This window comes from Rhodoferax sp. TS-BS-61-7 (assembly GCF_002943465.1).
Lineage (GTDB): Bacteria > Pseudomonadota > Gammaproteobacteria > Burkholderiales > Burkholderiaceae_C > Allorhodoferax.
Genome location: NZ_PTQY01000003.1, coordinates 191,495 through 215,969, shown reverse-complemented (window position 1 = coordinate 215,969; position 24,475 = coordinate 191,495). Strand labels below are relative to the sequence as shown.

Genomic DNA, 24,475 nt, shown 5'->3' with positions numbered 1-24,475 from the left:
CGGCCATGATTCCGATCACGCCAGTTAACGAAGGTGCGACAGAGGCCGCGGTGCAGCGCGACATTCAGCACTACATGCGGCCCGGCACCCTGCAGTTGGCTGCGCTGCCGCCCCTGTCGCTGTACGTGCACCTGCCCTGGTGCCTGAAGAAGTGCCCGTATTGCGACTTCAATTCCCATGAGCAAAGCGCACAAGGCCTGCAAGAGCAGCGCTACATCGACGCCGTGATTGCCGACCTGGAGGCGGCGCTGCCGCTGATATGGGGCCGCACGGTGCACAGCATCTTCATCGGCGGCGGCACGCCCAGCCTGTTTTCGCCGCAGTCCATCGACCGCCTGCTGGCCGATATCCGCGCACGCCTGCGGCTGGAGGCCAACTGCGAGATCACCATGGAGGCCAACCCCGGCACGTTCGAGAAGGACCGCTTCAAGGCCTTCCGCAGCGCCGGTGTCACGCGCCTGTCGATTGGTGTGCAGAGCTTTCATGACGACCACCTGAAAGCCCTGGGCCGCGTGCATGACCGCGCGCAGGCACTGGCCGCGGTGGAAGAGGCCGCGCAGTCGTTTGACACGTTTAACCTGGACATCATGTATGCGCTGCCTGGGCAGACGATGGAGCAGTTGGACGCCGATGTGAAGCTGGCATTGCAGTTCGCACCACCGCACATCTCCATCTACCACCTGACCATCGAGCCCAACACCTATTTCGCCAAGTTCCCGCCGCAGATTCCCGAGGACGACACGGCCTACGCCATGCTGGACCACATCACCGAGCTAACTGGGGTGGCGGGGCTGGAGCGTTACGAGGTGTCGGCCTACGCCCAGCCCGCGCACCGCTGTTTTCACAACCTCAACTACTGGCAGTTTGGTGATTACCTGGGCATAGGTGCAGGCGCACACAGCAAGCTGAGCTTTGCACACCGCGTGGTGCGCCAGGTGCGCTTTCGCGACCCTGCGCGTTATATGGAACAGGCGTTGGCCGGTAACGCACTGGCGCAGGACAACGAAGTGGCGCGCGCCGACCTGCCGTTTGAGTACATGCTCAATGCGCTGCGCTTGCGCAACGGCTTTGGCCTGCGCGACTTTACCGAGCGGACCGGCCTGGCCATCACCGCCATCGAGGCCAGCCTGCAGGAAGCTGAGCGCAAGGGCCTGATTGAACGTGACTTCGCGCGCGTACGTCCCTCCGTGCGAGGTTTTGACTTTTTGAGTGACTTGCAGGCGCTTTTCTTGTCCAATTCATAGGCATGGGGCTCCTGTGGGCTCCGCATGCTGGGGAGTCCACCATGTTTTCGGTTTACGGTAAAGCGGGGCGCGTGTTTCGCGGATCATTGGAAGAGCTGCGCCGTGTGGGGGCGGCCACGGGTCTGGCACGCACGCGCCATGTGGCCCCGATTGGCCAGGACGGCCGTGACCATGCCGGCGGTTCCAACTTTGCGGACCTTATCGCTGACACTCCGACACCGCCTCCTGCCGATGTGGCCCACCGCGTGGCACTGGCCGCGTACGAAGAGGTGCGCAAGGCCGACACACCACGCCAGCCACTTACCAAAGTGCAAGCCATCATGAGTGCCGAGGTGGTGACCGTGCCCGGCAGCTTTGATGTGGAACAGGCCTGGGCCCTGCTGGGCCAGCACGGCATTGGCCAGGCGCCTGTGGTGTCAGAGGCTCGGGTGTTGGTGGGGCTGCTGGCACGTGCCGAGCTGATGCGGGCAGACCGCCTGCCCAAGGCTGACAGCCACCCCTTAGTGTGGCGCGCCCTGCTGGCGCAGCCGGTCACCGATGTGATGTGGACCCCGGTGCCCAGCGTGGCCCCAGACACTGACATTCGCCGCGTGGCACGGGTATTGTTGGACACCGGCTTGCCCGGTCTGCCGGTGGTGGACGATGAGGGGCAGGTGATAGGTTTTGTGTCGCGCTCCGACATCCTGCGAGCCGTGGTGGCCGACCCGCCGCTGGACCTGTGGACCTGAGTCTGGGCGACGCGGCCCTAGTCTTTTTCCATGCGGTCGCGTTGTGCCAGTGCCGGGAACAACCGGAACCACAGGCCCGCCACCAGCATGGTGCCCACGCCGCCCATCACGACTGAACCCACCGGGCCCCATAACGCGGCAGTGGCACCTGATTCAAACTCACCCAGTTGGTTGGAGGCGCCAATAAAGATGGAGTTGACGGCCGATACGCGTCCGCGCATGTCGTCCGGGGTGTCCAGCTGCACCAGGGTGTTGCGGGTCACCACGCTGATGCAATCGGCCGCCCCGGTGACGACCAGGGCCAACATGGACAACCAGAACGAGGTGGACAGGCCAAACACCAAGGTGGCCAACCCGAACACGCCCACCGCCATCAGCAGCCGCGGCCCCACCTTGCGCCGCAGGGGCCAGCGCGTGAGCACCAGCGACATGGCCAAAGCGCCCACCGCCGGTGCCGAGCGCAGCAGGCCCAGGCCCGCAGGGCCGGTGTGCAGAATGTCCTTGGCGTAAATCGGCAACAAGGCGGTCGCACCGCCCAGCAGCACCGCAAACAGGTCCAGCGACGTGGCCCCCAGAATCACCTTGCGCCGCCAGACAAAACCGATGCCCGCAAACAGGGACTGCCAAGTGGCCGCCGCTTGCGGCGGCTTGTGCTGGTAGCGCACCAGCATGGTCAGCACGCTGGCACTGAGCAGCAGGGCCATGCAGGCGATGTAGACATAGCGCGGGCCCAGGGCGTAGAGCAGGCCACCCAGCGCGGGGCCTCCAATGATGGCCATTTCCATGCCGGTGGAGCTAATGGCAAAGGCCCGGTGCAGGAGGCTGGCGGGCACCAGCAGGGGAATTAACGCTTGCTGCGCGGGCATCTGGAAGGCACGGGCCACACCCAGCACCACGGCCAGACCCAAAATCAGTTCTCGCGTGGCAAACCCCTGCGTGGTGGAGACCAGCATGAGCGTGGCCACCAGCGCCTGCAAGGCCATGCAGCAGGCAAAAATGCGCCCGCGGTGCACCCTGTCCGCCAGGTGGCCGGCGGGCAGCGTCATCAGCAGGGCCGGAACAAATTGGAAGAGTCCCACCAGCCCGAGGTCCCAGGCGCTGGAGGTGATGTCGTACATGTGCCAGGCCACTGCCACCATGAGCATCTGGTTGCCCATGATGCCCGCGAGGCGGGCTAGCCAGAAGCGGACGAAACCGGCGTGTTGAAAGAGTCGTGGGCTTTCGGTCCCGTGGGGTGTGCTTAACAAGTTCTCGTAATTTTGCAGGAGACGACTGGCAGTTTAGGGGGCTGCAGTGTGATTGGAGGGGCGGTGATGATGATTTGTTTGGGTGGCGGTGGGGGTAATGGCGCCAATACCAGCGTAGTTTTGGGCAGAGTGTCCAGGCTTGTGGTGTTCAGGATGGGGCTTGTCACTGGAGCCACTACTTTGCTGTCAATCGCAGGGGGCTGCAGCGTTGTGCTGCCGGTGCTCAATACAGCGGTTTTGCTGGTCTCTAGCGTGCCGGTGGCCGGCAGTGCCAGCTTGCTGCCAAAGAGCTCCGGGATACTGGAGGTGAGGGTGACCGGGGCCAGGTTGGCGCTGCCCACAAAGCTCACCTGGCGCGGGCTCAGTGGTTCGACCAAGCTGCCTTTGCCAATGCTGGCGTTACCTGTGATCAGGCGGCTGTAGCTGCCGGGGTCGACGGTGCCACGCTGCTTCTCGTCCACCACAGTGGTTTCTACATCCCCGCCTTTGAGGCGCAAAGTGGCTTGTCCGCTCATGAGGGTCATGGCAGAGGGGCGTTTGCTGTCCATCAACTCGGAAGCAATCACCCGCACGGAGCCCTGCAACAAAGACACCGCGGTGGGGGCATTGCCCGCAGGTGCGTCAAAGCGGAGTTCGGTTTGCGGACGCACGCCCAGGATGCTGCCATCCAGCATGAGCACCTGGGAGATGCCCCCGGGCGGGGTCCGCAGTTTCTCACCGTGTTGCAGCACATCTCCACGTTGTGCCGGGCGGGGTACGCCATTGGCGTCCACGATCTGGCTGCCCGTTTGGGTGAACAACACCGTGCCGGCCGGTGCTGCCAGTGCACAGCTGCCCAACAGGCAAAGCGCTGTTGCAATGGGAAGGGGGGTGATGCGTGCCATGGCGACTCTCCTTGCGCTACTTCAGAAGCGGCGTAGTGGTAATGATGGTGGTGGTTTTCGGTGCAATCAACGTGGTCGTTGGGCTCACCGTCGTCGTGATAGGCGTCACGGTGGTGATGGGGCTGATGACTGTTGTGGTCGGGGCGATGGTTGTGGTGGTGATCGGTGTCAGGGTTGTGGTGGGGGCCAGGAGTGTGCTGGTGCTGAGCGTGGGCGAAGTCAGGATGGTGGTCGTGGTGGGTTCTTTGACCAATGTGGTGGGCTGCACCACGGTGGTGGAAAGCACCGGCGCAATTTGCAGCGTGGTGGCGTCCAGCGTTTTAGTTGTCTCCACTTGTTTGTCCGTCAGCACCGCCTCTTTGCGGATGGCCAGAGATGGACGCAACAGTGCACCCTTGGGCAGGGTTCGTGCATTGCCCGGTTTGTCCTCTGCTGTGTCCTTGCTGTCACGGCCGTCGGTCTTGAGTTCCAGCTTGTAGAAGTCCGGTATCTTTTGCAGCATCTGGGGCGCTATGTCCGGTTTGGCGGGTGCAAAGCCCACATCACCCCGCTTGAGTGAGAGCACGCCAAACTTGTTCTGGATGAAGGTTTCGCCGTCGTTCACCTTGTCGTAAATGCCTGGCAGCATCGAACCCGAGGGACCCGCCAAACCCTCAGGCACCACCATGGGTTCGTGGTCAGTGCCGCGGATGCCCAGCGTGGCTGTGGTGGTGCGGATCTGGTAGGCCGCAGGGTTGGTGCGCCCGATCAGGCCAGTGATGGAGCGAAAGCCTCCGCGCACCAGCGACACCAAAAAATTGGAGTTGGTTGCATTTTTTTCGTCGTAGACAAAGCGGTCAATCACCATTTCAGTGGACGGGCGTACCGACAGGTAGCCGCCATCGTTCAGGCGCATTTGTACCAAGCCGCCTTCTGCGGTGACGATTTTGTCGCCGGCAAACACCTCGCCGCCTTTTTCCAGGTTGCGTTCCTGCCCTTGTGCATTGACTGCTTTGGCCGTGCCATTAACCACCATCACACGTGCGGCACTGAGTTGGGCCCAAACAGGCATACAGGCCATCAGGCATACCAAGCCCAGCCATCGGCCGCTGGCAGAAAGGAAGAGAGGGGCGAGGCGGGCGGTTGGCATGGCGGGGTCTCAGTAGTCCAGGCGCAGGTTGATGGAGGCGTCGGTTTTGTCGTAGCTGTACAGCTCGGCGTTGCTCACGTTTTTCACGTAGCTCAGCTGGGGCCGCAGTGACAGGCCTTTGCTGAACGACCAAGTGAGGCCTAGCGCCAAGTCATACAGCGACTCTTCGCGGTTCAGGTTGTAGAGGGAGTTGGTGCCGCTGTACTTGGAAAAGCTGGCGCCCGCGGTGATGTAGCCGCCCAGGCTGTTGTTGAAGCTTTTTTGCAGCAGCACGCGCGGACCGGCAAACTGCTTGTTGCCATCGTCCCGGCCGCCCACGGCCAGCTCGACCCCGGCGGTGGCGGTCAGGCTGAAGATGGCATCGCCCTCGCCCAGCGAGGTGAGCCAGCCTGCGGTGACGAGGTTAGTCTGCGTGTTTTGGGTGGACTGTCCGGTGGCCAGGTACTGCGCCTGCAGTGCACTGGCGCCCAGCGACAGCTGGTTGCCATTGGCCAGCGCCATGCGCCAGTCGGCGGTCAGGCCAGTGGTGTCGCGGTAGGTCGCGTTATTCAGGGTGTAGTTGCCGCCCACTAAGCCAGTGCGCAGCAACCAGGCGCCGCCGGAATAACTCATGCCCAGGCGACCGTCCACCGTGGCATTGCAGGTGTTTTCGCAGTAGCGGTTGTAGGCCCGGCCGCGGTAGTCGCCACCCAGGTACAGGCCCCATTGCTCATCAATGCGGTGGTTCAGCTCCGCACCCAGGCCCAGGGTGGCGTAGTTGTCGGACTTTGCGTCGGGCGTGTAGGTGTTGGCCGCCACTGTGGCACTGCCCGGGTAATTGAGAGAGGCCGCCTGGTTGGCACTGCCAATGTTGGTATCGTGGCCCAAGCCCATTTCCACATAAGCACTGACGACCGTGCGTTTGTCCTGGGCACGTGCTTCTGCAGCCTTGGCGTATTGCTCCACCGTGCTGCGCAGGTCTTGTGGCAGGTTCTGAAAGGTCAGCACCGTCTCGAACTCGATCTTGGCACGGCCAAAATCGCCCAAGGCAAAGTAGGCGCGGCCCATATCGGCGCGGATGCCTACATAGTCGGGCGTGACGGCCAGAATGCGCTCGTACACAAAGGTGGCTTTGCTGGGGCGCTTGCTTTCCAGTGCCGCAGTGCCCAGCAAAAAGTCGTAGACCTGATCGCCGGCCGCCTGCAACTCCAGCGGCTCCAGCAATTGGTAGGCCTCTTCGGCGGCCCCGGCCTTGAGCAGGGCGTCGGCTTTCTCCAGCACGGCCTGGTTGATTTCGGCATGTGCCAACGAGGTGCTGAAGGCCAAACACAAAGCCCAAGCCATGGTGGAGAGCCGGTGGGAAAACGTGTCGTTGGAAGTGCGCATCCGGAAAATCCTTGGTCTGTTCACCCTGTATCGGCAACTTTACGCGCTGACCGTATGGAAACAGTATAGGAAAGACGGCTGATTTGCGCTGTGTAATTTGCCGCAAAACCGGGGGAAGGCGATGGACGGCAGCCCTTCGGAGGCTGCGCGGAGCGGGAGATGGCGGAAGCGGTGAGATTCGAACTCACGGAGGACTCACATCCTCGCCGGTTTTCAAGACCGGTGCCTTAAACCACTCGGCCACGCTTCCAGAGCTGCGTATTCTAACTTCACCTCGGGGCGGCCCAGCGATGAAGCAGTGCCTTTATGCCGCCTTGAGCATGCCCTTGGTTTCGATAAAGGCGATCACGTCCTGCAGGCCGGTCAGGTCTTTCAGGTTTGTCATCACAAAGGGCTTGAGGCCTTTGGGCGTGGTGCGCATGCGGGTGGTGTCGGCGTGCATCACGTCCAGGTTGGCGCCCACGTAGGGGGCCAGGTCGGTCTTGTTAATGACAAACAGGTCGCTTTTGGTGATGCCAGGGCCGCCCTTGCGCGGGATTTTTTCACCGGCGGCCACGTCGATCACGTAGATGGTGAGGTCGCTCAGTTCGGGGCTGAAGGTGGCGGCCAGGTTGTCGCCACCGCTTTCGACGAACACGATGTCAGCGTTGGGGTGGTCCACCAGCATGCGGTCAATCGCTTCCAGGTTGATGGAGCAGTCTTCGCGGATGGCGGTGTGCGGGCAGCCGCCGGTTTCCACACCCATGATGCGGTCCGCCGGTAGCGCGCCGCTGACGGTCAGCAGGCGCTGGTCTTCCTTGGTGTAGATGTCGTTGGTGATGGCGACCAGGTCGTACTGGTCGCGCATGGCTTTGCAGAGCATTTCCAGCAGCGTGGTTTTGCCGGAGCCCACGGGCCCGCCGATGCCCACGCGCAGGGGAGGCAGGTTCTTGGTGCGGTTGGGGATATGGTGCAGGGTAGACATGGGTTTGCTATGAATATAGGAGCTTCTTGCGCAATAAAGACGTGGGCTAGAGGCTGATTAGGATCTAAAAAGCCGTGAATACTGCACTTCATGCTGGCTGCTCAAGATGGCCAGCATAGGGGCAAACGCCTGGCGGCTTTCGTCGGTGACCGCCAGTGCGTGGTCGACGGCGGCGGGAATCTGTGCGGCGAGGGCGGACAGGATGCGCTGGCCTGCGCTTTGACCCAGCGGCACCGATTTGATGGCGGCCTGGGTCATGTTCTCGGCCCAGCCAAACGCATAGGCCAGCAGGCATTCGCGCACCGGCGCTTGTGTGGCGCTGGCGGCCAGCGCGTAGGCGATGGGGTAGGTGGGTTCTTGCCTGGCCAGCACGGCAATTTGCGCGGGCGTGGCGGTGGTGTGGTTCTTCAGCCATTCCAGCAGGCTCTTGCCCATTTGTTCGGTCTGGGCGCGCAGCTCGGCGCTTTCGCGGGTTTGCAGCACCCAGGCGTTGAGGGCGGCCACGCGCAGCATGTCCTCGGAGCGCCAGGCGGCAATGCCTTGGGCCACGGCAGGCAAGTCAGAGCGTGCCAGCGTCAGTTGAAGCTGGTCGACCAGCCAGCCGGATGCTTCACTTTCTGTAGCGGCTCGCGCAGTATCCACGGCGGCTTCCAGGCATTCGGAGTACGAAAACCCGCCAATGGGCAAGGCAGGCGAGGCCAGCCACATGAGTTGCATCAGGCTGCTGTCGAGCATGCGTATCTTCAGTGGTCGTGGCCGCAGCCAGGGCCATGCACATGCGGTGCAGCAGCGGCAATGGGGATGGCGGCCAGTTTGGCCTTGGCACTGGGCGCTGCAGCTGCGTGGGAGTGCCCATGGTCATGGCCATCACCATGGGAATGGTCGTGCCCGTGGTGGTGGCCCCCCGTGTGCCCGCCGGTGGCGTAGGCGCCGTTCTCGGGCTCAAACGCTTCGTCCACGGCGTGCACGATCAGGTGCATGGCGCGCAGCATGTCGGCCAGCACGTGGTCGGGTTCGATCTTCAGGTGGTCGGGTTTCAGCTCAATCGGCACATGGCGGTTGCCTAGGTGGTAGGCCGCGCGGATCAGGTCGTACGGCGTGCCGTGGTCGCTGCAATGCGTGATCTTCAACACCGATTGCGGCGCGGCAACCACCTTGACCAGCGAACCATCTTCGGCCACCAGCACATCGCCACCGCGCACGGCGGTGCCGCGCGGTAGAAACACGCCCAGCGTGCGGCCAGTGGAGTCGGTGGCGTCAAAGCGGCTTTTCTGGCGCACATCCCAGTCGAGTTCGACCGTGGCAGCGCGTTTGAGCAGGACGGAGGCCAGGCCCTGGCCTTGGGGAATGCATTTGGAGACTTGGAGCATGGGACTTGCCGATGACAGAGATGTTGTCTAATATAACAAACGTTATAACTTGGAGGCTTGGGCCATGTCCGCTTTAAAACTTACCCAGATTGGCAATTCCGTGGGGGTGATCTTGCCCAAAGAGGTGCTGGCGCGGCTCAAGGTGGAGAAGGGCGACACGCTGTTTCTTACCGAGGCGGCCAACGGCGTGACCCTGACACCATACGACCCGAGTCTGGAGGAGCAACTGAAGCTGGGGCGTGAATTCATGCGTGAATACCGCGACACCTTCCACCAGTTGGCCAAATGAGCCAGTGGAACTGGGTTAACCGCCAAGTGCTGCTGCTGTTGCACGACGAAAGTTTGGCGGAGCATGGCGGTGCGCCCGGGGTGCGTGACGAGAGGCTGTTGGATTTGGCCTTGGCCCGTCCTGTGAATCTTGCGCTGTACGAGCAGCCGGATGTGGCCCAACTGGCCGCTTCGTATGGAGTGGCGTTGGCCAAAAATCATGCCTTCATCGACGGCAACAAGCGGGCCGCGTTCCTCGCCATTGGTCTGTTTTTGGCTGTGAATGGACATCGCTTGCGCGCGACACAGGCGGATGCCACCTTGACGGTCATGGATGTTGCCGCAGGCCTTACGGATGAGGTTGCACTGGCGCAGTGGATTCGCACACATATCGAACCTCGTTGACACTCAGGCCAGGGCCTTGGTCATGAACATGCTGTAAGGGTCCAGCACGTAGTCGGCAAATGGGCCGCACGCCACAAAGCCTTCGTTGGCGTACAGCTTTTGTGCAGCAGCAAAAGGCGCGTGCGGACCGGTTTCCAGGCTGATGCGCTGTATGCCGCGCGCACGGGCTGCTGACAGGATGTGCTGCAGCATGGCGCGTGCCACACCTTTGCGCAAATGCGCCTGGGTCGTGCGCATGGACTTCAGTTCCGCGTGCGTTGCATCCAGCTGCTTGAGTGCGCCGCAACCCATCAAGCTATCCCCATCCCAGGCAGTCCAGAACGTGATGGACGGATGGCGCAGTGCCTCCAGATCGAGCGCATGCACGCTCTCCGGTGGCGAGTGCTCGTACATCGCATCGAGGTGTACTTGCAGCAAGGCCTGAATTTGCGCGCCTTGCAAATCGTCGATGCGAATCTCCATGCGGGGTCAGAACAAAAAGTAGCGCTGCGCCAGCGGCAGGCTCACCGCAGGCTCGCAGGTCAGCAGCTGGCCGTCGGCACGCACGCTGTAGGTCTGCGCGTCGATTTCCATGGTGGGCAGGTAGCTGTTGTGCACCATGTGTTGCTTGCGCACGCCGCGGATGTTCTTCACCGCCGCCACGTTCTTCGCCAGGCCAAAACGCTCCTTGACGCCCGCATTGAAACCGGCTTGTGACACGAAGGTGAACGAGCCCTTGGCCAGCGCGCCGCCAAAGGCGCCGAACATAGGCCGGTAGTGCACGGGCTGGGGTGTGGGGATGGAGGCATTGGGGTCACCCATGGCCGCAAAGGCAATGAAGCCGCCCTTCAAAATCAACGCAGGCTTCACGCCGAAGAAGGCGGGTTTGTAGACCACCAAGTCGGCCCATTTGCCAACCTCGATCGAACCCACTTCATGGCTGATACCGTGCGCAATCGCGGGGTTGATGGTGTACTTGGCGATGTAGCGCTTGGCGCGGAAGTTGTCGTTGCGGCTGCTGTCCTCCGGCAGGCTGCCGCGCTGCGCTTTCATCTTGTGCGCGGTCTGCCAGGTGCGGATGATGACCTCGCCCACGCGGCCCATGGCCTGGCTGTCGCTGCTCATCATGCTGATGGCGCCCATGTCGTGCAGGATGTCTTCGGCCGCAATGGTTTCCTTGCGGATACGGCTTTCGGCAAAGGCCAAATCTTCGGCAATGCCGGCGTCCAGGTGGTGGCACACCATCAGCATGTCCACATGCTCGTCCAGCGTGTTCACGGTGTAGGGCATGGTGGGGTTGGTGGAGCTGGGTAAGAAGTTGTCTTGCCCCACCACACGCAGAATGTCGGGGGCATGCCCGCCGCCCGCGCCTTCGGTGTGGAAGGCGCACAGGCCGCGGCCCTTGGTGGCGGCAATGGTGTCCTCCACAAAGCCTGATTCGTTCAGCGTGTCGGAATGGATGGCGACCTGCGTGTCCGTTTCGTCCGCCACGTCCAGGCAGTTGCTGATGGCGCTGGGCGTGGTGCCCCAGTCTTCGTGCAGCTTCAGGCCAATCACGCCCGCGTTGATCTGCTCATGCAGTGCGCCAGGCAGGCTGGCATTGCCCTTGCCCAGAAAGCCCAGGTTCATGGGGAAGGCGTCTGCGGCCTGCAGCATGCGTTCGATGTTCCAGGGGCCGGGTGTGCAGGTGGTGGCAAAGGTGCCCGTGGCCGGGCCAGTGCCGCCACCCAACATGGTGGTCACGCCGCTGGCCATGGCCTCTTCAATCTGCTGCGGGCAGATGAAGTGGATGTGGCTGTCGATGCCGCCGGCGGTGACGATATTGCCCTCGCAGCTGATGACCTCGGTGCCGGGCCCGATGATGATGTCCACGCCGGGCTGGGTGTCGGGGTTGCCGGCCTTGCCGATGGCGACGATGCGCCCGCCTTTGAGGCCAATGTCTGCCTTGACGATGCCCCAGTGGTCCAGGATCAGCGCGTTGGTCATCACGCAGTCCACGGCGCCTTCGGCACGCGTCTTTTGCGACTGCGCCATGCCGTCGCGGATGGTCTTGCCACCGCCGAACTTCACCTCTTCACCGTAGGCACCAGCGGCCAGGGTGTAGTCCTTCTCCACCTCGATGAGCAGGCCGGTGTCGGCCAAGCGCACGCGGTCACCGGTGGTGGGGCCAAAAATTTCCGCGTAGGCGCGGCGTCCAATGGTTGCCATTACAGTTTTCCCTCGACGCTTGTGTCGATTGGTCCTTGAACAAGGCCGCGAAAGCCATAGACCACGCGGTCACCGGCCAGGTCCACCAGTTCCACGGTGCGTTGCTGCCCCGGCTCAAAGCGCACGGCCGAGCCCGAGGGGATGTTCAGGCGCATGCCTTGGGCGGCCGCGCGGTCAAAGCCCAGCGCGCCATTGGTCTCGGCAAAGTGGTAATGCGAACCGACCTGGATGGGGCGGTCCGCTGTGTTTTGCACCACCACGGTCAACGTGCGGCGGCCGGTGTTGAGGGCGTGTTCGCCCTCGTCGCAGAGAATTTCTCCGGGAGTCATGCGGAGGCCCTCAGACTTGGGTGAAGAGGTAGACGCCTGCCAAGCCAAGGGAGCCGCCCAAGGTGGTGAGCACAGTGCCACTGCGTTCCGTCAGCCACCGGCGGATGCTCAGACCCATGCCCACGCCACCCAAATGCAGCGCGGCCGTGGTCAGCAGGAAGCCAGCCGCGTAGCCGGCAAAGCCGGTTGCCGGTGTTTCCGCACCGTGGGCCAGGCCGTGCAACGAGGCGGCTGCGGCTATGAGTCCCAGGCCCAAGGCTTTGGGCAGGGGCTTGGCTGCCACGATGAGCATGGCGCCGAAAAGCACCACGGACAGGGCAACCGCGTGTTCCAGGTACGGCAGCGTTACACCGCTGGCACCCAACATGGCGCTTGCCACCAGGGCCAGCAGGAAGGTGGCGGGGCCTTGCCAGGCCTGGCGGGCGGGCAGGGCGCTTACGGACCAAACGCCCACGGCCAGCATGGCCAGCAGGTGGTCGGCGCCGAAGGGATGGGCCAGGCCTTCCATCAGACTGTGCGTTCCATGGCCAGTATGGGCACTAGCCCCCGTGGATATTGCGCAAGCAGCTATCAAAAGAAGAGCATTTTTCAACGAGGGTCGCATACGGTCTCCGTGGGCTGGGTGTTTCATACGATCGGTTGGTGGACGGTGACCAGCTTGGTCCCGTCAGGAAAGGTGGCTTCCACCTGGATGTCGGGGATCATTTCGGCGATACCGTCCATCACGTCATCGCGTGTCAGCACCGCGCGGCCTTCGCTCATGAGTTGGGCGACCGTCTTGCCGTCGCGCGCGCCTTCCATCACGGCGCAGCTGATCAGGGCGATGGCTTCGGGGTAGTTGAGCTTGAGGCCGCGGGCCTTGCGCCGCTCGGCCAGCAGGCCGGCGGTGAAGATCAGCAGCTTGTCTTTCTCTCGGGGCGTGAGTTCCATAACGTTCTCGGAAGGTGGCAGGTCGGTATTCGGGAGTTTGCACTGTAAGCAATCCCTGTGCCTTTCGCCATACGCCAAACGTCCCAGGCTGGTGGCATGAAATCTGCACCCCATCCGGCGTGACCACCCCGCCGCTGCCCCCTTCCGCTGACGAAGCGCCCGCCCAGCGGGTGGTGAAGATCCGCCGTGACTACAACAACTGGGTGGCCTCCGAGACCATGGAGGACTACGCGCTGCGCTTCACGCCGCAGCGCTTTCGCAAGTGGTCTGAGTGGCGCGTGGCCAACACCGCCTTTGGCGCGGCGTCCTTCCTGATCCTGGAAGCGGTGGGTGCCACGCTCTTGGTGCAATACGGTTTTGTGAACGCGCTGTGGGCGATTCTGGCCACCGGGCTGGTCATCTTTCTGGCCGGCCTGCCGATTAGCATCTACGCCGCACGTTACGGGGTGGACATGGACCTGTTGACCCGCGGCGCGGGTTTTGGCTACATCGGCTCCACGCTCACCTCGCTCATTTACGCCTCCTTCACTTTCATCTTCTTTGCGCTGGAGGCGGCCGTCATGGCCTATGCGCTGGAGCTGGCACTGGATATCCCGCCCACCTGGGGCTACCTGATCTGCGCGCTGGTGGTGATTCCGCTGGTCACGCACGGCGTGTCCACCATCAGCCGCCTGCAGATTTGGACGCAGCCGCTGTGGTTGGTGATGCTGGTGGTGCCCTTTGGCTTTGTTTTGGTGCGTGACCCCCAGGCCTTTGCGGGCATCACGCACTATGCTGGTGAATTTGGCGTGCCTGGTTCGTTTAATTTGCACCTGTTTGGTGCCGCATTGACCGTGGGCATCGCCCTGATTACCCAAATGGGGGAACAGGCCGACTACCTGCGCTTCATGCCCGCGCAAACCACCGCCAACCGCGGCCGCTGGTGGCTGGGCGTGCTGGTGGGCGGGCCGGGCTGGGTGATTCTGGGCGTGATCAAGATGCTGGGCGGCGCCTACCTGGCCTACCTGGCCATCAGCCATAGCGTGCCGACCGACCGCGCGGTGGACCCGAACCAGATGTACCTGGCGGCGTATGAATATGTGTTCCCCACACTGGGCTGGGCGGTGGCGGCCACGGCGGTGTTTGTGGTGGTGTCGCAGCTCAAGATCAATGTGACCAATGCCTACGCGGGTTCGCTGGCCTGGAGCAACTTCTTCTCGCGCCTGACCCACAGCCACCCGGGACGTGTGGTGTGGGTGCTGTTCAACAGCCTGATCGCCTTCATGCTGATGGAGATGAACGTGTTCCAGGCGCTGGGTGACGTGCTGGGCCTGTACTCCAACATCGCCATCGCCTGGATCATGGCCGTGGTGGCCGACCTGGTGATCAACAAGCCGCTGGGCCTGTCGCCCAAGGGCATCGAGTTCAAGCGCGCCTACCTGTATGACATCAACCCCGTGGGTGTGGGCGCCATGGCACTGGCGTCCGTGCTGTCGATTGCGGCATATCTCGGCTTGTTTGGGGATTTGGCCAAGGCCTTCTCGGCAGTGGTCGCGCTGGTCACGGCCATGCTCACTTCGCCCCTCATCGCATGGGCCACCAAGGGCAAGTACTACCTGGCACGCCAGCCTATGGAGGCCTCGGCCCAGGGCAGCTACGCGCGGCTCACCGTGCGGCGGTGTGTGATCTGCGAGCGTGAATATGAGGGCCCCGACATGGCCCATTGCCCGGCCTACCAAGGGCCCATCTGCTCGCTGTGCTGCACGCTGGACGCGCGCTGTGGCGACATGTGCAAGCCGCACGCCAACCTGTCCACCCAGTGGTCGGCTACGCTGCGCTGGCTGCTGCCCAAACCGGTGTGGCCGTTTCTGGACACGGGACTGGGCCACTTCATCCTGCTCATGCTCATCATCGTGCCGCTCTTGGCCACGGTGTTTGGCATGTTTTATATGCAGGAGCTGGGCGCCATCACCGCGGTGGGTGAACAGCAAACTGCCATGCAGGCCTCGCTGCGCTCGGGCTTCAGCAAGGCCTTTGCGGCGCTCATGCTGATGTCGGGCATCGTGGCCTGGTGGCTGGTGCTGGCGCACAAGAGCCGGCAGGTGGCGCAGGAAGAATCGAACCGGCAGACCCATTTGTTAATGCGCGAAATCGAATCGCACCGCCAGACCGACGAAGCGCTGCAGGACGCCAAACTGCTGGCCGAGCGCGCCAAGCAGGCCGCCGAGGCCGCCAACCAGGCCAAGAGCCGCTACATCAGCGCCATCAGCCACGAGCTGCGCACGCCGCTCAACAGCATCCTGGGCTATGCCCAGCTCATGGGGGAGGACGCCTCCATTCCCGCGCACCGCAAGCAGGCGGTCAGCGTGATCAAGCGTGGTGGGGAGCATTTGCTCTCGCTGATCGAAGGCACGCTGGACATGGCCCACATCGAGAGCGGTAAGCTCACGCTCAATGTGAAGCCCATGCAGTTCGCCAGTGGCATGCACGAGATGGCCAGCATGTTCGAGCTGCAGGCCGCGGCCAAGGGCCTGAGCTTCCGTTTTGAGGTGCAGGGCAGCATTCCCGACTGGGTGCGCGCCGACGAGAAACGTGTGCGCCAGATCTTTTTCAACCTGCTGGGCAATGCCATCAAGTTCACCCAGACTGGCGGTGTGACTCTGCGCCTGCGTTATGCGCGCGAGATGGCGCAGGTGGAGGTGGTGGACACCGGCCCCGGCATGGCGCAGGACGACTTGGACCGCATCTTCGACCCCTTTACCCGCGGCGCCAGCGCAGCCGGTGGCACCACCGGCTCCGGCCTGGGCCTGACCATTGCCAAGATGCTGACGGACCTGATGGGCGGTGAACTCTCGGCCAGCACCACACTGGGCCAGGGCTCGGTGTTCCGCGTTCGCCTGTTTTTGCCCGAACTGCACCTGCCGGCCAGCGCAGAGCAGCACGCCGTGGCTACGCCGCGCAAGCCACGCCTGGGCTATGCCGGCGCGCGCCGCAAGGTGCTGGTGGTGGACAACGAAGAGGCCGACCGCGAACTGCTGGTGAGCCTGTTGGAGCCGCTGGGTTTTGAGGTGCGCACCGCCGCCAGCGGCCATGACTGCCTGGACCTGCTGGCCGCCGGCCTGCACCCCGATGTGGTGCTGCTGGACCTGGCCATGCCCGGTATCGACGGTTGGGAAACACTGCGGCGTATTCGCAGCAACCCGGCACTGGGCGGTATGCAGCCCAAGGTGGCCATCGTCTCGGCCAACGCGTTTGACCGCGGGCTGGACAACGGCCTGGGCCTGCCGCCCGAAGATTTCATCGTCAAACCCGTGCGCCATACCGAGCTGCTGGACTGGCTGGAGCGCAAGCTCGCGCTGGAGTGGGTGGATGCACTCAGCGCGCCCGAACCTGCGGCCGCTGCCACCGGGCCCAGCGCGGTAGTGATGCCGAATGTGGCCGATTGCCAGTCCCTGTTGGACTTGGTGCGCTTGGGCTTTTACCGCGGCATCGTCAACAAGCTCGACGCCATTGCCGCTGCCCAACCGCAATGCCTGGCCTTCACCCAAGCCATGGCCGCGCTGGCGCGCCAGTACCAGTTCGAGGCCATGGCCACCCAATTGCAGAAAGCGCTTGATGCCAGCCCTCCCCATTGACGACGCCATCGACACCCTGGACCGCGCCAACAGCGACGTGGTGCTCATCGTCGACGACGTGCCCGACAACCTGTCGGTGCTGCATGACGCGCTGGACGAGTCGGGCTACACCGTGCTCATCGCCACCTCGGGCGAGGCCGCGCTGCAGCGCGCCGCCCAAGGCTTGCCCGATGTGATCTTGCTCGACGCCATGATGCCCGGCATGGATGGTTTTGAAGTGGCGCGTCGCCTGAAAGCCGCGCCGCACACCACACACATCCCCATCATCTTCATGACCGGCCTGACCGAGACCGAATACCTGGTGGCGGCACTGGAGAGCGGCGGCGTGGACTATGTGACCAAACCCATCAAGCCCAAAGAGGTACTGGCCCGCATGGGCGTGCATCTGGCCGGCGCGCGCGAACGGCGCCAGACCCGCAACGCGCTGGACGCCTTTGGTTACGCCACCATCACCGTGCGCGCGGCTGACGGTTGCCTGATGTGGCAAACCCCGCTGGCGCGTGAACTGCTGGAGCGCTACTGCGGCACGCAGGCCCCACACACACCACCCGAGCTGCTGACCTGGCTGCAGGCCTGCCTGCAAACGGTAGCGCGCGGCGGCGAGCCGGCCAAGCTGAGCCTGGAGCGCGGCCCCAAGCGACTCACCTTCCGCCTGCACCAGCAGATTGGCGATAGCGACGCGGGCGGCGACTGGCTCATCGTCATGCGCGAGGTGTCGGACACCGCCGTCATCGAAGCCATGAGCCTGTCCTTCAAACTCACCGCCAAAGAGGCCGAGGTGCTCTACTGGGTCGTCAAGGGCAAGACCAACAAGGACATTGGCGACATTTTGGGCAGCAGCCCCATGACCGTGAAGAAGCACCTGGAACGCGTGTTTGTGAAGCTGGGGGTGGAGACCCGTACGGCGGCGGCGGGTATGGCCATGTCACGCATCCGGCAGCTGCATCCGCAGTTCGAGGGCTAGCCAGTGGCGGCCTAGAATCATTCGATCTCACGCTTCGTGGGAGAGGACGGTTCGAGGGGAGGCTACTTTGATGGATATCCGGATTGCTGTACCTGCAGACGCCGCGGCGATCTGTGAGGTCGTTCGTCGATCTATCGCAGAGTGCTGCCATGCCGACCATGGGGGCGATCCAGCAGTAATGGCCGCCTGGTTGGAGAACAAAACTCCCGACAACATCTTGGCTTGGCTTCAGGCCACCAATGCTGTGGCGATCGTGGCTGTCCGAGGTGGCAGCGTGGTGGGATTTGCGCTGGCCCATTCAGACGAATTGGCGCTGCTCTATGTTGTGCCTGAAGCACTCTACCAAGGCGTTGGCAAGGCACTTCTTCGTACGATGGAAACGCACCTCGATGGGCCGGTTCACTTGAAGAGCACGCGTACCGCGCGCGACTTTTATACGCGCAATGGATTCCGTGTTTCTGGCCCCAGCCAAGTCTGGGCAGGCTTGGAAGGGCTGCCCATGGTCAAGCTGTTGGGGAAAAATTCGGGTTCTGAGCGCGCACACTAGCTGGTAGCAAAACACCATGTCCAGATACGTTGCCTTCCTGCGCGGGGTCAGCCCCATGAATGCCAAGATGCCCGAGTTGAAGCGGGCGTTTGAGGCGGTGGGGTTCACCAATGTCAAAACCGTGCTCTCCAGCGGCAATGTGGTGTTTGATGCACGCAAGGCCACCGAGGTGGCGCTGGAGCGCAAGGCGGAAGCCGCCATGCAGCAGGCACTGGACCGCACGTTTTACACCATCATCCGGCCCGTCAGCGCCCTGATCCGTATGCCCATGCCAGGCTGGCGCCGCAGTCCAAACGTGTGGTGAGTTTTTTGCGTGACGCCCCGCAGGTTGTGCCCAAACTGCCCGTGGTGCTGGAAGACGCGCAGATCGTGAACGTGATCGGGCGTGAGGTGTTTTGCAGCTATGTACCGGGCGACACGGGGCCGGCGTTCATGCGGCTGATCGAAAAGACCTTCGGGAGCGACATCACCACACGAACCTGGGAGAGCATGCGCAAGTGCGCGGCCGCCTGAACCATCACGAAGCGGCGACAATCCCCGCATGAGCACCGAAGCCCCCAAGCCCGCCCCCGCCAAGCAAGCCAATAACCCCCTGCACGGCAAAACGCTGGAGGCCATCGTGACCGAGTTGGCCGAGTATTACGGCTGGGATGGATTGGGCGAGCGGGTGCCGGTGCGCTGCTTCACTTTTGAGCCCAGCGTGGGCTCCAGCCTCAAGTTTTTGCGCAAAACCCCCTGGGCGCGCGAGAAGGTGGAGGGGCTGTACTTGTTCATGCTGCGCGAGATGCGCCGTTCAGGGCGTTAAGTCCGACCATTCGTCGTGTTTTTCCTGTCCAAACGGACTAGCCGGGGAACTTGGGCGTTCACATTATTTGAATCTGATCATCAATCAAATTCAAAATAGGGAAACCCGTGGCCCCCTAGACTTGTGGCCATGGCTTCTGTAACCACTTCCTCCTCCAAGGCCCCCGCGCACCGCTACAGCCACACGGCCATAGTGTTGCACTGGGTATTGGCTTTGGCCATTCTGGGCCTGTTTGGCGTCGGCCTGTACATGACCAGCCTGCCGTTTTCGCCGACCCGGCTCAAGCTCTACAACTGGCACAAGTGGGCGGGTATCACCATCCTCACGCTGTCAACGTTGCGTTTGTTGTGGCGCGTCACACACCGCCCGCCCGCGTTGCCTAACGCGATTGCCGATGCCATGCCCACCTGGCAGCACTGGGCGCACCACGGCACACATTACGCGCTGTACGCCTTGTTCTTTCTGGTGCCGCTGATTGGCTGGGCCTATAGCTCGGCGGCGGGGTTTCCCATCGTGGTGTTTGGCGTGTTGCCCTTGCCCGACTTTGTGCCGGTGGACAAAGCGCTGGCAGAAATGATCAAACCTTTGCATGAACTAAGTGCGTTTGCCTTGATCGGACTGGCGGGTTTGCACATCGCTGCGGCGCTCAAACACCAGTGGATCGACAAGGATGGCCTGCTCAAACGCATGCTGCCCGGCCGCCACTGAAGCGCCACTCCCCACATCTGCTACTTTTTTTGATAGGAACACCCATGTCCGTTTCCCGTATTTTGGTGTCTGCCCTGGTGGCCGCATCGGCCTTTGGCAGCACGCTGGCACTGGCCCAGCAAAAGCTGGTGCCCGCCCAGAGCGAAATCGTGTTTGTGAGCAAACAGATGGGCGTGCCCGTGGAAGGCCGCTTCAAGAAATTTGATGCACAAATTGCCTTCGACCCCGCCAAGCCCGACGCCAGCAAAATTGCGTTCACCGTAGATATCGCCAGCGCCACTTTGGGCGTACCCGAGAGTGACGCCGAGTTGCCACGCCCCAACTGGTTCAACACCGCCAAGTTCCCGCAAGCCACCTTCCAGTCCACCACGGTCAAAGGCCTGGGTGGCGGCAAGTTTGAGGTGAGCGGCAAGCTCGCCATCAAGGGCGCCAGCCGCGATGTGGTGGTGCCTGTGGCACTGACGCAGAGTGGTGCCACTACCACCGTGACCGGCACCTTTGTGCTCAAGCGCCTGGCCTTCAAGATTGGCGAAAACGAGTGGGCCGACACCTCCATGGTGGCCGACGACGTGCAGGTCAAGTTCAAGCTCGCGCTCACCGGCGTGGGCAAGATTTAAGTTTTTTGGTTCCCGTAGTTTCTTTTTTCACCCAACCCGCAAATCAGGAGTTTTCCATGCGTACATCCCTCATCGCTGCCGCCCTGGCACTTTCCGCCTTCGCCGGTGCTGCCAGCGCCCAGTCCGCCACTTACGCGATTGACACCTCGCACACCTTCCCCCGCTTCTCGTACAGCCACTTTGGCCTGTCCACCCAGCAAAGCCGCTTCAACAACACCACCGGCACCGTCACCTTCGACAAGGCCGCCAAGACCGGCGCCGTGGACGTGCTGATCGACATGAAGGGTGTGGACACCGGCTTCACTGCGTTCAACAGCCACATCCAGGGCGAAGACTTCCTGGACACTGCCAAATTCCCCACCGCCACGTTCAAGTCCACCAAGGTGGTGTTTGACGGCGACAAGCCCGCCAGCGTGGAAGGCAACCTGACTATCAAGGGCGTGACCAAGCCTGCGACCCTGAAGATCGTGAACTTTGTGTCCACCACCCACCCCATGAACAAGAAGGACGTGATCGGTGCGGAAGCCACCACCACCATCAAGCGCACCGAGTTCAACGCCGGCAAGTTCGCACCGTACGTGGGTGACGACGTGACCATCACCATCGCGCTGGAAGCCATCAAGCAGTAAACCTGCGGCCCCCTGCCTCGGCAAAAGCCAGCCCGAGGGCTGGCTTTTTTATTGCGAGTTTGGTGCCAAATTGGCCTCTAGCCCCCGTGGATATTGCGCAAGCAGCTCCTGTATTGGTAGCAAAATAGACCCTTGTTACCACCCGTTGACTGCCACCATGCCCTCTGTGTCCTCCGAGTCTCCTGTCCCCACGCCCGCCCCGGTGGCGCAGGCCCGGGCGTTGCGCTGGGCGCCTGCGGGTGTGCCTGTGCTGGACTTGCCCGCCTTGCAGATTCCGCCCGGTGTGAGCTGGGTGGGCGGTGGGGAAGGGCGGGGCAAAAGCAGCCTGTTGCGCTGCCTGGCGGGTGACTTGCTGCTGCCCGGCAGCCACCTGCAGATTGGCGCCACGGTGCTGGCCACCGCACCCGGGGCCTACCGCGCGCAGCTGTTCTGGATGGACCCGCGCACCACAGCGCATGACTCCATGCGTGGCGTGGACTTTCTGGCCAGCACGGCCGCGCGTTACCCGGGGTGGAACGCTGCGCTGCTGGCCGACCTCACGGAGGCGCTGGACCTGACGCCGCATCTGGAGAAGCCGCTGTACATGTTGTCCACCGGCTCCAAACGCAAGGTCCGGTTGGCTGCGGCGCTGGCGTCTGGCGCCGTGCTCACGCTGCTGGATGAGCCGTTTGCGGCACTCGACAAACGCTCCATCCGCTGCGTGCTGGACCTGCTGCGCGAAGCCGCCAGCCACACCACACGCGCCTGGGTGGTGGCCGACTACGAAGCCCCCGCGGGTGTGCCCCTGGCCCAGCACATCGACCTGGGCGACTGATTGTTTGAAGGAGACCCACCATGTCCCAACGTTTGCCCACCTACTTCATCTCACACGGCGGCGGCCCCTGGCCCTGGATGCCCGAGATGGCCCCTGCCATGCAGCCGCTGGCCCAGTCGTTAGCCGACATTCCCAGCCAACTGGGCCAAACGCCCAAGGCCGTGCTCATGGTCACCGCGCACTGGGAGGCGCGTGCCTTCACGCTGGGCAGCAGCCCGGCGCCCGGCATGGTGTACGACTACGGTGGTTTTCCGCCCCACACCTACGAGGTGGTCTACCCCGCGCCCGGCGCACCTGCCTTGGCGGCACGGGTGCAGGGCCTGTTGGAAGCGGCCGGCCTGCCGGTGGCGCAGGACCCGCAGCGCGGCTACGACCACGGCACCTTTGTTCCCCTGGCTGTGATGTTCCCCGACGCCGAGGTGCCGGTGTTGCAAATGTCCTTGCGCACCGGGCTGGACCCGGCACAGCACCTTGCCTTGGGCCGTGCCCTTGCGCCGCTGCGCGGCGAAGGTGTACTCATCGTGGGCAGTGGCCTGAGTTACCACAACCTGCGCGCCTTTGGCCGTGCAGGTCAGGCGCCTTCGGCGGCCTTTGATGCTTGGCTGCAAACTGCCTTAGCCGCCGCGCCCGCGCAACGCACCCAGCACCTGTTGGACTGGGAGCAAGCGCCGGCGGCGCGCCTGTGCCACCCGCGCGAAGAGCACCTGCTGCCGCTGATGGTGGCCGTGGGTGCGGCCGAGGCTGACAGCGCCGTCTGCGTCTACCACGAGGACGCAATTTTTGGCGGTGTGACGGCGTCCAGCTTCCGGTTTGGGGAGGTCTAATTGCTGCGCACGTGCTTGGTATCAGCCTGCCTTTTGCAGTTGTTCAGTTAAAGTCCGTCCCCGCACGATGCGGGTTGTCCAGGTTACACACTGCGCATCTCAGGGGCATCGGCTCCCCGGTGGCTTATGGAATTACAAGGAAAACGACATGCTGTTAACGGATATCGCCGTAGAGCACACGCTAACGCCCGTAAAGGGAGGGCCTCGTGTGACGTTGGTGCTGCATCCCTTCACGAATACCCAACGCGACTCACTTGGCAAATTCGAGATCGTTCGTGGCATCGGTGAGCCAGGGGGCAAAGAAGTGAGGCGGTCAACATTCGTGTCGTTTCAGCAATTGGCGGAGTTGTACGCGAAAGGTGTACTCGACGAATTCGGGTTCTCCGTTCGCATGTGTCCTGCGGATGGCAAGTACCCCACTACGAATCCCTTAAAAAAAGTACTGCCAACCAACATCAGACCAGGCTCACAGTTCAACCTTGCGGTGCAAGGCGTGGATGTTTCAAAACCGGCCAGCCGCGAGTTGAGAACAGCGCTGCTGCGCACGAACGTCAAGCTTTGAGGGTACCGTGCATCCATCTGTCGGCCATGCGGATTGGGTAGAGAGCAGCCTATTTTCCGACGCCTGTCCTTGGTGGCTGCCCCCAAACTGGACCCGGCCCATTGCAGTATCCGGCCCAGAGCGGATATTCACTCCATTGAAATCAGTGACGTATAGCAGCCGTTTGGAATGGGCAGCTACGAATACCAGCCGGGCGAAACCATTTCATGTGAATAGCATCACGTCACATTGCTGCGCCGTAATCCATTGATGTCCCGTTTGGGAGTCACACCGAAAAGACGAGCGTATTCACGGCTGAACTGCGAGGGACTTTCGTAACCGGTTTGGAACGCAGCATTGGCTGCGTCGAGGTGCTCATTGAGCATCAAACGCTTCGCTTCGTTCAAGCGCAGCCATTTCTGGTACTGCAGGGGACTCATCGCCGTGAGCAAACGAAAGTGGTGATGCAGCGTAGATGGACTCATTTGCACATGCGCTGCAAGTTCGTCAATGCGAAGTGGTTGGGCGTAATTTTCTCTGAGCCAGTCAACGGCGCGCACAATCCGGTGGCTCTGGCTTCCTACGGATGCCATACGCCAAAGACGTCCGCCGAGGTCACTCTTCAGCAGACGAAAGTGAATTTCCCGCTCAATCAGTGGCGATACAACCGCAATCGCATCAGGCTCCTCAAGCAACGCCAACAAGCGACTTACCGGCTCCAACAATGCGGGCGTGACGGTGCCGATTGCCGTGCTGCCGTCGGCGACTCGATCACGCGGTGGTGGCATGCCAGTTTGCGCAATGATGTCTGCCATGACGCGCAGGTCCAGCCTGATCATCAAGCCCAGGCAAGGTCGATCGGGGTTTGCTCTAAGGACCTGTGAACTGGCGGGCAGATCCAGTGAGTTCAGCAGGAAATGCTCGGTGTCGTAGGCAAAGGCTTGTTCACCCAGTAGCAATTGCTTTGCACCTTGCACCACAAACAGCACGCTGGGCTCGATCGTGCAGGCACAAGGCACGCTGGGGGCTTCGCGCCGGAAAAAGAGCAGATTTTTGATCGGGGTTAAACAGTCTTCTTTTCCCTTCGTCCAGCGACCGATGACCTCCGTCATGCCTGTGTGCAGGGTTTTGAGCGTCAGATCAGAGCGTTGCTTGGTCAGATCTTCAGAAGTCATGGTGTGTCTCGGAATTTTCCATGGCGCGATGATAAGACGCATGCTCTGTAAGGCCTACCCGGGAATCCGCCATGGCGGAGGATTAGGCAAGAAAGGCGCAGTATCTTGCTATTGAAACTCGGGTTTGATCGAGAGAATCATGTCCATTGTCGCTGCATGAGGACGAACAAATTCGCTGAAACGACGAC

General features: G+C 62.5%; 29 protein-coding genes and 1 tRNA gene. 16 read left to right on the top strand and 14 right to left on the bottom strand.

The features are described 5' to 3' along the window. Positions 1 to 5 precede the first annotated feature (5 nt). Both hemW and C5F53_RS09740 read left to right on the top strand, forming a co-directional pair. Positions 6 to 1,244 carry a radical SAM family heme chaperone HemW gene (hemW, locus tag C5F53_RS09745; RefSeq protein ID WP_105261184.1) on the top strand — a complete coding sequence of 413 codons (1,239 nt, stop codon included), beginning with the start codon at positions 6 to 8 and terminating at the stop codon, positions 1,242 to 1,244. A 41-nt stretch (positions 1,245 to 1,285) separates the two neighbouring features. Next, complete coding sequence (locus tag C5F53_RS09740; protein WP_161499916.1) at positions 1,286 to 1,972, top strand: HPP family protein; 687 nt, start codon at positions 1,286 to 1,288, stop codon at positions 1,970 to 1,972. A 17-nt stretch (positions 1,973 to 1,989) separates the two neighbouring features. Here C5F53_RS09740 and C5F53_RS09735 read toward each other — a convergent pair whose 3' ends face one another. The 8 genes from C5F53_RS09735 to ureE form a co-directional block, all read right to left on the bottom strand. After that, on the bottom strand, positions 1,990 to 3,219 hold the full coding sequence (locus C5F53_RS09735) for an MFS transporter (RefSeq protein WP_105261182.1): 1,230 nt from the start codon (positions 3,217 to 3,219) through the stop codon (positions 1,990 to 1,992). Next, positions 3,213 to 4,103, bottom strand: coding sequence for a FecR family protein (locus C5F53_RS09730; protein WP_105261181.1), 891 nt, complete (start codon positions 4,101 to 4,103; stop codon positions 3,213 to 3,215). Before C5F53_RS09730 ends, C5F53_RS09735 begins: the two co-directional genes overlap by 7 nt. Positions 4,104 to 4,119: 16 nt before the next feature. Beyond that, positions 4,120 to 5,232, bottom strand: coding sequence for a FecR domain-containing protein (locus tag C5F53_RS09725; RefSeq protein WP_105261180.1), 1,113 nt, complete (start codon positions 5,230 to 5,232; stop codon positions 4,120 to 4,122). A gap of 9 nt (positions 5,233 to 5,241) precedes the next feature. After that, positions 5,242 to 6,597 carry a surface lipoprotein assembly modifier gene (locus C5F53_RS09720; RefSeq protein WP_105261179.1) on the bottom strand — a complete coding sequence of 452 codons (1,356 nt, stop codon included), beginning with the start codon at positions 6,595 to 6,597 and terminating at the stop codon, positions 5,242 to 5,244. 160 nt (positions 6,598 to 6,757) lie between these two features. Then, positions 6,758 to 6,847 (bottom strand) — tRNA-Ser (locus tag C5F53_RS09715). A gap of 54 nt (positions 6,848 to 6,901) precedes the next feature. Continuing rightward, entirely contained in the window at positions 6,902 to 7,561 is a 660-nt protein-coding gene (gene ureG, locus C5F53_RS09710; RefSeq protein WP_105261178.1) for an urease accessory protein UreG, read from the bottom strand. Positions 7,562 to 7,618: 57 nt separating this feature from the next. Beyond that, the gene (locus C5F53_RS09705; RefSeq protein WP_105261177.1) at positions 7,619 to 8,296 is read right to left on the bottom strand and encodes an urease accessory protein UreF; all 678 of its coding nucleotides are present in this window, start codon (positions 8,294 to 8,296) and stop codon (positions 7,619 to 7,621) included. Positions 8,297 to 8,304: 8 nt separating this feature from the next. Beyond that, a complete protein-coding gene (gene ureE, locus C5F53_RS09700; RefSeq protein ID WP_105261176.1) occupies positions 8,305 to 8,931 on the bottom strand; it encodes an urease accessory protein UreE in 627 nt (208 codons plus the stop codon). Between the two features lie 64 nt (positions 8,932 to 8,995). Here ureE and C5F53_RS09695 point away from each other — a divergent pair, with 64 nt between their 5' ends. Both C5F53_RS09695 and C5F53_RS09690 read left to right on the top strand, forming a co-directional pair. After that, positions 8,996 to 9,220 (top strand): AbrB/MazE/SpoVT family DNA-binding domain-containing protein, encoded by a 225-nt coding sequence (locus C5F53_RS09695; protein WP_105261175.1) that lies wholly within the window; start codon positions 8,996 to 8,998, stop codon positions 9,218 to 9,220. Continuing rightward, positions 9,217 to 9,603, top strand: a complete 387-nt coding sequence (locus C5F53_RS09690) for a type II toxin-antitoxin system death-on-curing family toxin (RefSeq protein WP_105261174.1) — start codon at positions 9,217 to 9,219, stop codon at positions 9,601 to 9,603. The genes C5F53_RS09695 and C5F53_RS09690 overlap by 4 nt, the downstream gene beginning before the upstream one ends. 3 nt (positions 9,604 to 9,606) lie before the next feature. Here C5F53_RS09690 and C5F53_RS09685 read toward each other — a convergent pair whose 3' ends face one another. Genes C5F53_RS09685 through ureA form a run of 5 tightly spaced genes read right to left on the bottom strand, consistent with a single transcriptional unit; the run spans position 9,607 to position 13,049 of the window. Further along, positions 9,607 to 10,065: a GNAT family N-acetyltransferase gene (locus C5F53_RS09685; protein WP_105261173.1), complete on the bottom strand. Its 459-nt coding sequence runs from the start codon at positions 10,063 to 10,065 to the stop codon at positions 9,607 to 9,609. A 6-nt stretch (positions 10,066 to 10,071) separates the two neighbouring features. After that, positions 10,072 to 11,790, bottom strand: coding sequence for an urease subunit alpha (gene ureC / locus C5F53_RS09680; protein ID WP_105261172.1), 1,719 nt, complete (start codon positions 11,788 to 11,790; stop codon positions 10,072 to 10,074). After that, positions 11,790 to 12,119: an urease subunit beta gene (locus tag C5F53_RS09675; RefSeq protein WP_105261171.1), complete on the bottom strand. Its 330-nt coding sequence runs from the start codon at positions 12,117 to 12,119 to the stop codon at positions 11,790 to 11,792. The genes ureC and C5F53_RS09675 overlap by 1 nt, the downstream gene beginning before the upstream one ends. Before the next feature lie 10 nt (positions 12,120 to 12,129). Continuing rightward, a complete protein-coding gene (locus C5F53_RS09670; RefSeq protein ID WP_255413704.1) occupies positions 12,130 to 12,723 on the bottom strand; it encodes a HupE/UreJ family protein in 594 nt (197 codons plus the stop codon). Positions 12,724 to 12,746: 23 nt separating this feature from the next. Beyond that, positions 12,747 to 13,049: an urease subunit gamma gene (gene ureA, locus C5F53_RS09665; protein WP_105261169.1), complete on the bottom strand. Its 303-nt coding sequence runs from the start codon at positions 13,047 to 13,049 to the stop codon at positions 12,747 to 12,749. Positions 13,050 to 13,150: 101 nt separating this feature from the next. Between ureA and C5F53_RS09660 the strand changes: the two genes are divergently transcribed. The 12 genes from C5F53_RS09660 to C5F53_RS09610 all read left to right on the top strand — a co-directional run bounded on the left by C5F53_RS09660 (position 13,151) and on the right by C5F53_RS09610 (position 23,133). Next, complete coding sequence (locus C5F53_RS09660) at positions 13,151 to 16,663, top strand: ATP-binding protein (RefSeq protein ID WP_370446724.1); 3,513 nt, start codon at positions 13,151 to 13,153, stop codon at positions 16,661 to 16,663. Then, on the top strand, positions 16,644 to 17,627 hold the full coding sequence (locus C5F53_RS09655) for a response regulator (RefSeq protein ID WP_105261168.1): 984 nt from the start codon (positions 16,644 to 16,646) through the stop codon (positions 17,625 to 17,627). Before C5F53_RS09660 ends, C5F53_RS09655 begins: the two co-directional genes overlap by 20 nt. Before the next feature lie 70 nt (positions 17,628 to 17,697). Further along, entirely contained in the window at positions 17,698 to 18,174 is a 477-nt protein-coding gene (locus C5F53_RS09650) for a GNAT family N-acetyltransferase (RefSeq protein WP_105261167.1), read from the top strand. Positions 18,175 to 18,190: 16 nt separating this feature from the next. Then, positions 18,191 to 18,478: a DUF1697 domain-containing protein gene (locus C5F53_RS20775; protein ID WP_370446721.1), complete on the top strand. Its 288-nt coding sequence runs from the start codon at positions 18,191 to 18,193 to the stop codon at positions 18,476 to 18,478. Continuing rightward, positions 18,475 to 18,687, top strand: a complete 213-nt coding sequence (locus C5F53_RS20770) for a hypothetical protein (RefSeq protein WP_370446720.1) — start codon at positions 18,475 to 18,477, stop codon at positions 18,685 to 18,687. Before C5F53_RS20775 ends, C5F53_RS20770 begins: the two co-directional genes overlap by 4 nt. A 28-nt stretch (positions 18,688 to 18,715) precedes the next feature. After that, positions 18,716 to 18,979, top strand: coding sequence for a VF530 family DNA-binding protein (locus C5F53_RS09640; protein ID WP_105261166.1), 264 nt, complete (start codon positions 18,716 to 18,718; stop codon positions 18,977 to 18,979). A 129-nt stretch (positions 18,980 to 19,108) separates the two neighbouring features. Next, positions 19,109 to 19,687, top strand: a complete 579-nt coding sequence (locus C5F53_RS09635; RefSeq protein ID WP_105261165.1) for a cytochrome b — start codon at positions 19,109 to 19,111, stop codon at positions 19,685 to 19,687. A gap of 44 nt (positions 19,688 to 19,731) precedes the next feature. Continuing rightward, positions 19,732 to 20,304, top strand: a complete 573-nt coding sequence (locus C5F53_RS09630; protein WP_105261164.1) for a YceI family protein — start codon at positions 19,732 to 19,734, stop codon at positions 20,302 to 20,304. Between the two features lie 56 nt (positions 20,305 to 20,360). After that, a complete protein-coding gene (locus C5F53_RS09625; RefSeq protein WP_105261163.1) occupies positions 20,361 to 20,933 on the top strand; it encodes a YceI family protein in 573 nt (190 codons plus the stop codon). A gap of 157 nt (positions 20,934 to 21,090) precedes the next feature. Further along, positions 21,091 to 21,747, top strand: a complete 657-nt coding sequence (locus C5F53_RS09620; protein WP_236635324.1) for an ATP-binding cassette domain-containing protein — start codon at positions 21,091 to 21,093, stop codon at positions 21,745 to 21,747. Between the two features lie 20 nt (positions 21,748 to 21,767). Then, positions 21,768 to 22,571, top strand: a complete 804-nt coding sequence (locus C5F53_RS09615) for a class III extradiol ring-cleavage dioxygenase (protein ID WP_105261162.1) — start codon at positions 21,768 to 21,770, stop codon at positions 22,569 to 22,571. A 148-nt stretch (positions 22,572 to 22,719) separates the two neighbouring features. Further along, entirely contained in the window at positions 22,720 to 23,133 is a 414-nt protein-coding gene (locus C5F53_RS09610; RefSeq protein WP_105261508.1) for a hypothetical protein, read from the top strand. Between the two features lie 218 nt (positions 23,134 to 23,351). On the opposite strand, the gene C5F53_RS09605 is transcribed toward C5F53_RS09610, so the two are convergent. Further along, complete coding sequence (locus C5F53_RS09605) at positions 23,352 to 24,287, bottom strand: AraC family transcriptional regulator (protein WP_105261507.1); 936 nt, start codon at positions 24,285 to 24,287, stop codon at positions 23,352 to 23,354. Positions 24,288 to 24,475: the final 188 nt, after the last annotated feature.

Bases quoted from the DNA above. Each gene is read 5' to 3' on its own strand.
- hemW (WP_105261184.1), top strand. From the start codon at position 6: ATGATTCCGATCACGCCAGTTAACGAAGGTGCGACAGAGGCCGCGGTG.
- C5F53_RS09740 (WP_161499916.1), top strand. From the start codon at position 1,286: ATGTTTTCGGTTTACGGTAAAGCGGGGCGCGTGTTTCGCGGATCATTG.
- C5F53_RS09730 (WP_105261181.1), bottom strand. From the start codon at position 4,103: ATGGCACGCATCACCCCCCTTCCCATTGCAACAGCGCTTTGCCTGTTG.
- C5F53_RS09725 (WP_105261180.1), bottom strand. From the start codon at position 5,232: ATGCCAACCGCCCGCCTCGCCCCTCTCTTCCTTTCTGCCAGCGGCCGA.
- C5F53_RS09720 (WP_105261179.1), bottom strand. From the start codon at position 6,597: ATGCGCACTTCCAACGACACGTTTTCCCACCGGCTCTCCACCATGGCT.
- ureG (WP_105261178.1), bottom strand. From the start codon at position 7,561: ATGTCTACCCTGCACCATATCCCCAACCGCACCAAGAACCTGCCTCCC.
- C5F53_RS09705 (WP_105261177.1), bottom strand. From the start codon at position 8,296: ATGCTCGACAGCAGCCTGATGCAACTCATGTGGCTGGCCTCGCCTGCC.
- ureE (WP_105261176.1), bottom strand. From the start codon at position 8,931: ATGCTCCAAGTCTCCAAATGCATTCCCCAAGGCCAGGGCCTGGCCTCC.
- C5F53_RS09695 (WP_105261175.1), top strand. From the start codon at position 8,996: ATGTCCGCTTTAAAACTTACCCAGATTGGCAATTCCGTGGGGGTGATC.
- C5F53_RS09690 (WP_105261174.1), top strand. From the start codon at position 9,217: ATGAGCCAGTGGAACTGGGTTAACCGCCAAGTGCTGCTGCTGTTGCAC.
- C5F53_RS09685 (WP_105261173.1), bottom strand. From the start codon at position 10,065: ATGGAGATTCGCATCGACGATTTGCAAGGCGCGCAAATTCAGGCCTTG.
- ureC (WP_105261172.1), bottom strand. From the start codon at position 11,790: ATGGCAACCATTGGACGCCGCGCCTACGCGGAAATTTTTGGCCCCACC.
- C5F53_RS09675 (WP_105261171.1), bottom strand. From the start codon at position 12,119: ATGACTCCCGGAGAAATTCTCTGCGACGAGGGCGAACACGCCCTCAAC.
- C5F53_RS09670 (WP_255413704.1), bottom strand. From the start codon at position 12,723: ATGCGACCCTCGTTGAAAAATGCTCTTCTTTTGATAGCTGCTTGCGCA.
- ureA (WP_105261169.1), bottom strand. From the start codon at position 13,049: ATGGAACTCACGCCCCGAGAGAAAGACAAGCTGCTGATCTTCACCGCC.
- C5F53_RS09655 (WP_105261168.1), top strand. From the start codon at position 16,644: ATGCCAGCCCTCCCCATTGACGACGCCATCGACACCCTGGACCGCGCC.
- C5F53_RS09650 (WP_105261167.1), top strand. From the start codon at position 17,698: ATGGATATCCGGATTGCTGTACCTGCAGACGCCGCGGCGATCTGTGAG.
- C5F53_RS20775 (WP_370446721.1), top strand. From the start codon at position 18,191: ATGTCCAGATACGTTGCCTTCCTGCGCGGGGTCAGCCCCATGAATGCC.
- C5F53_RS09640 (WP_105261166.1), top strand. From the start codon at position 18,716: ATGAGCACCGAAGCCCCCAAGCCCGCCCCCGCCAAGCAAGCCAATAAC.
- C5F53_RS09635 (WP_105261165.1), top strand. From the start codon at position 19,109: ATGGCTTCTGTAACCACTTCCTCCTCCAAGGCCCCCGCGCACCGCTAC.
- C5F53_RS09630 (WP_105261164.1), top strand. From the start codon at position 19,732: ATGTCCGTTTCCCGTATTTTGGTGTCTGCCCTGGTGGCCGCATCGGCC.
- C5F53_RS09625 (WP_105261163.1), top strand. From the start codon at position 20,361: ATGCGTACATCCCTCATCGCTGCCGCCCTGGCACTTTCCGCCTTCGCC.
- C5F53_RS09620 (WP_236635324.1), top strand. From the start codon at position 21,091: ATGCCCTCTGTGTCCTCCGAGTCTCCTGTCCCCACGCCCGCCCCGGTG.
- C5F53_RS09615 (WP_105261162.1), top strand. From the start codon at position 21,768: ATGTCCCAACGTTTGCCCACCTACTTCATCTCACACGGCGGCGGCCCC.
- C5F53_RS09610 (WP_105261508.1), top strand. From the start codon at position 22,720: ATGCTGTTAACGGATATCGCCGTAGAGCACACGCTAACGCCCGTAAAG.
- C5F53_RS09605 (WP_105261507.1), bottom strand. From the start codon at position 24,287: ATGACTTCTGAAGATCTGACCAAGCAACGCTCTGATCTGACGCTCAAA.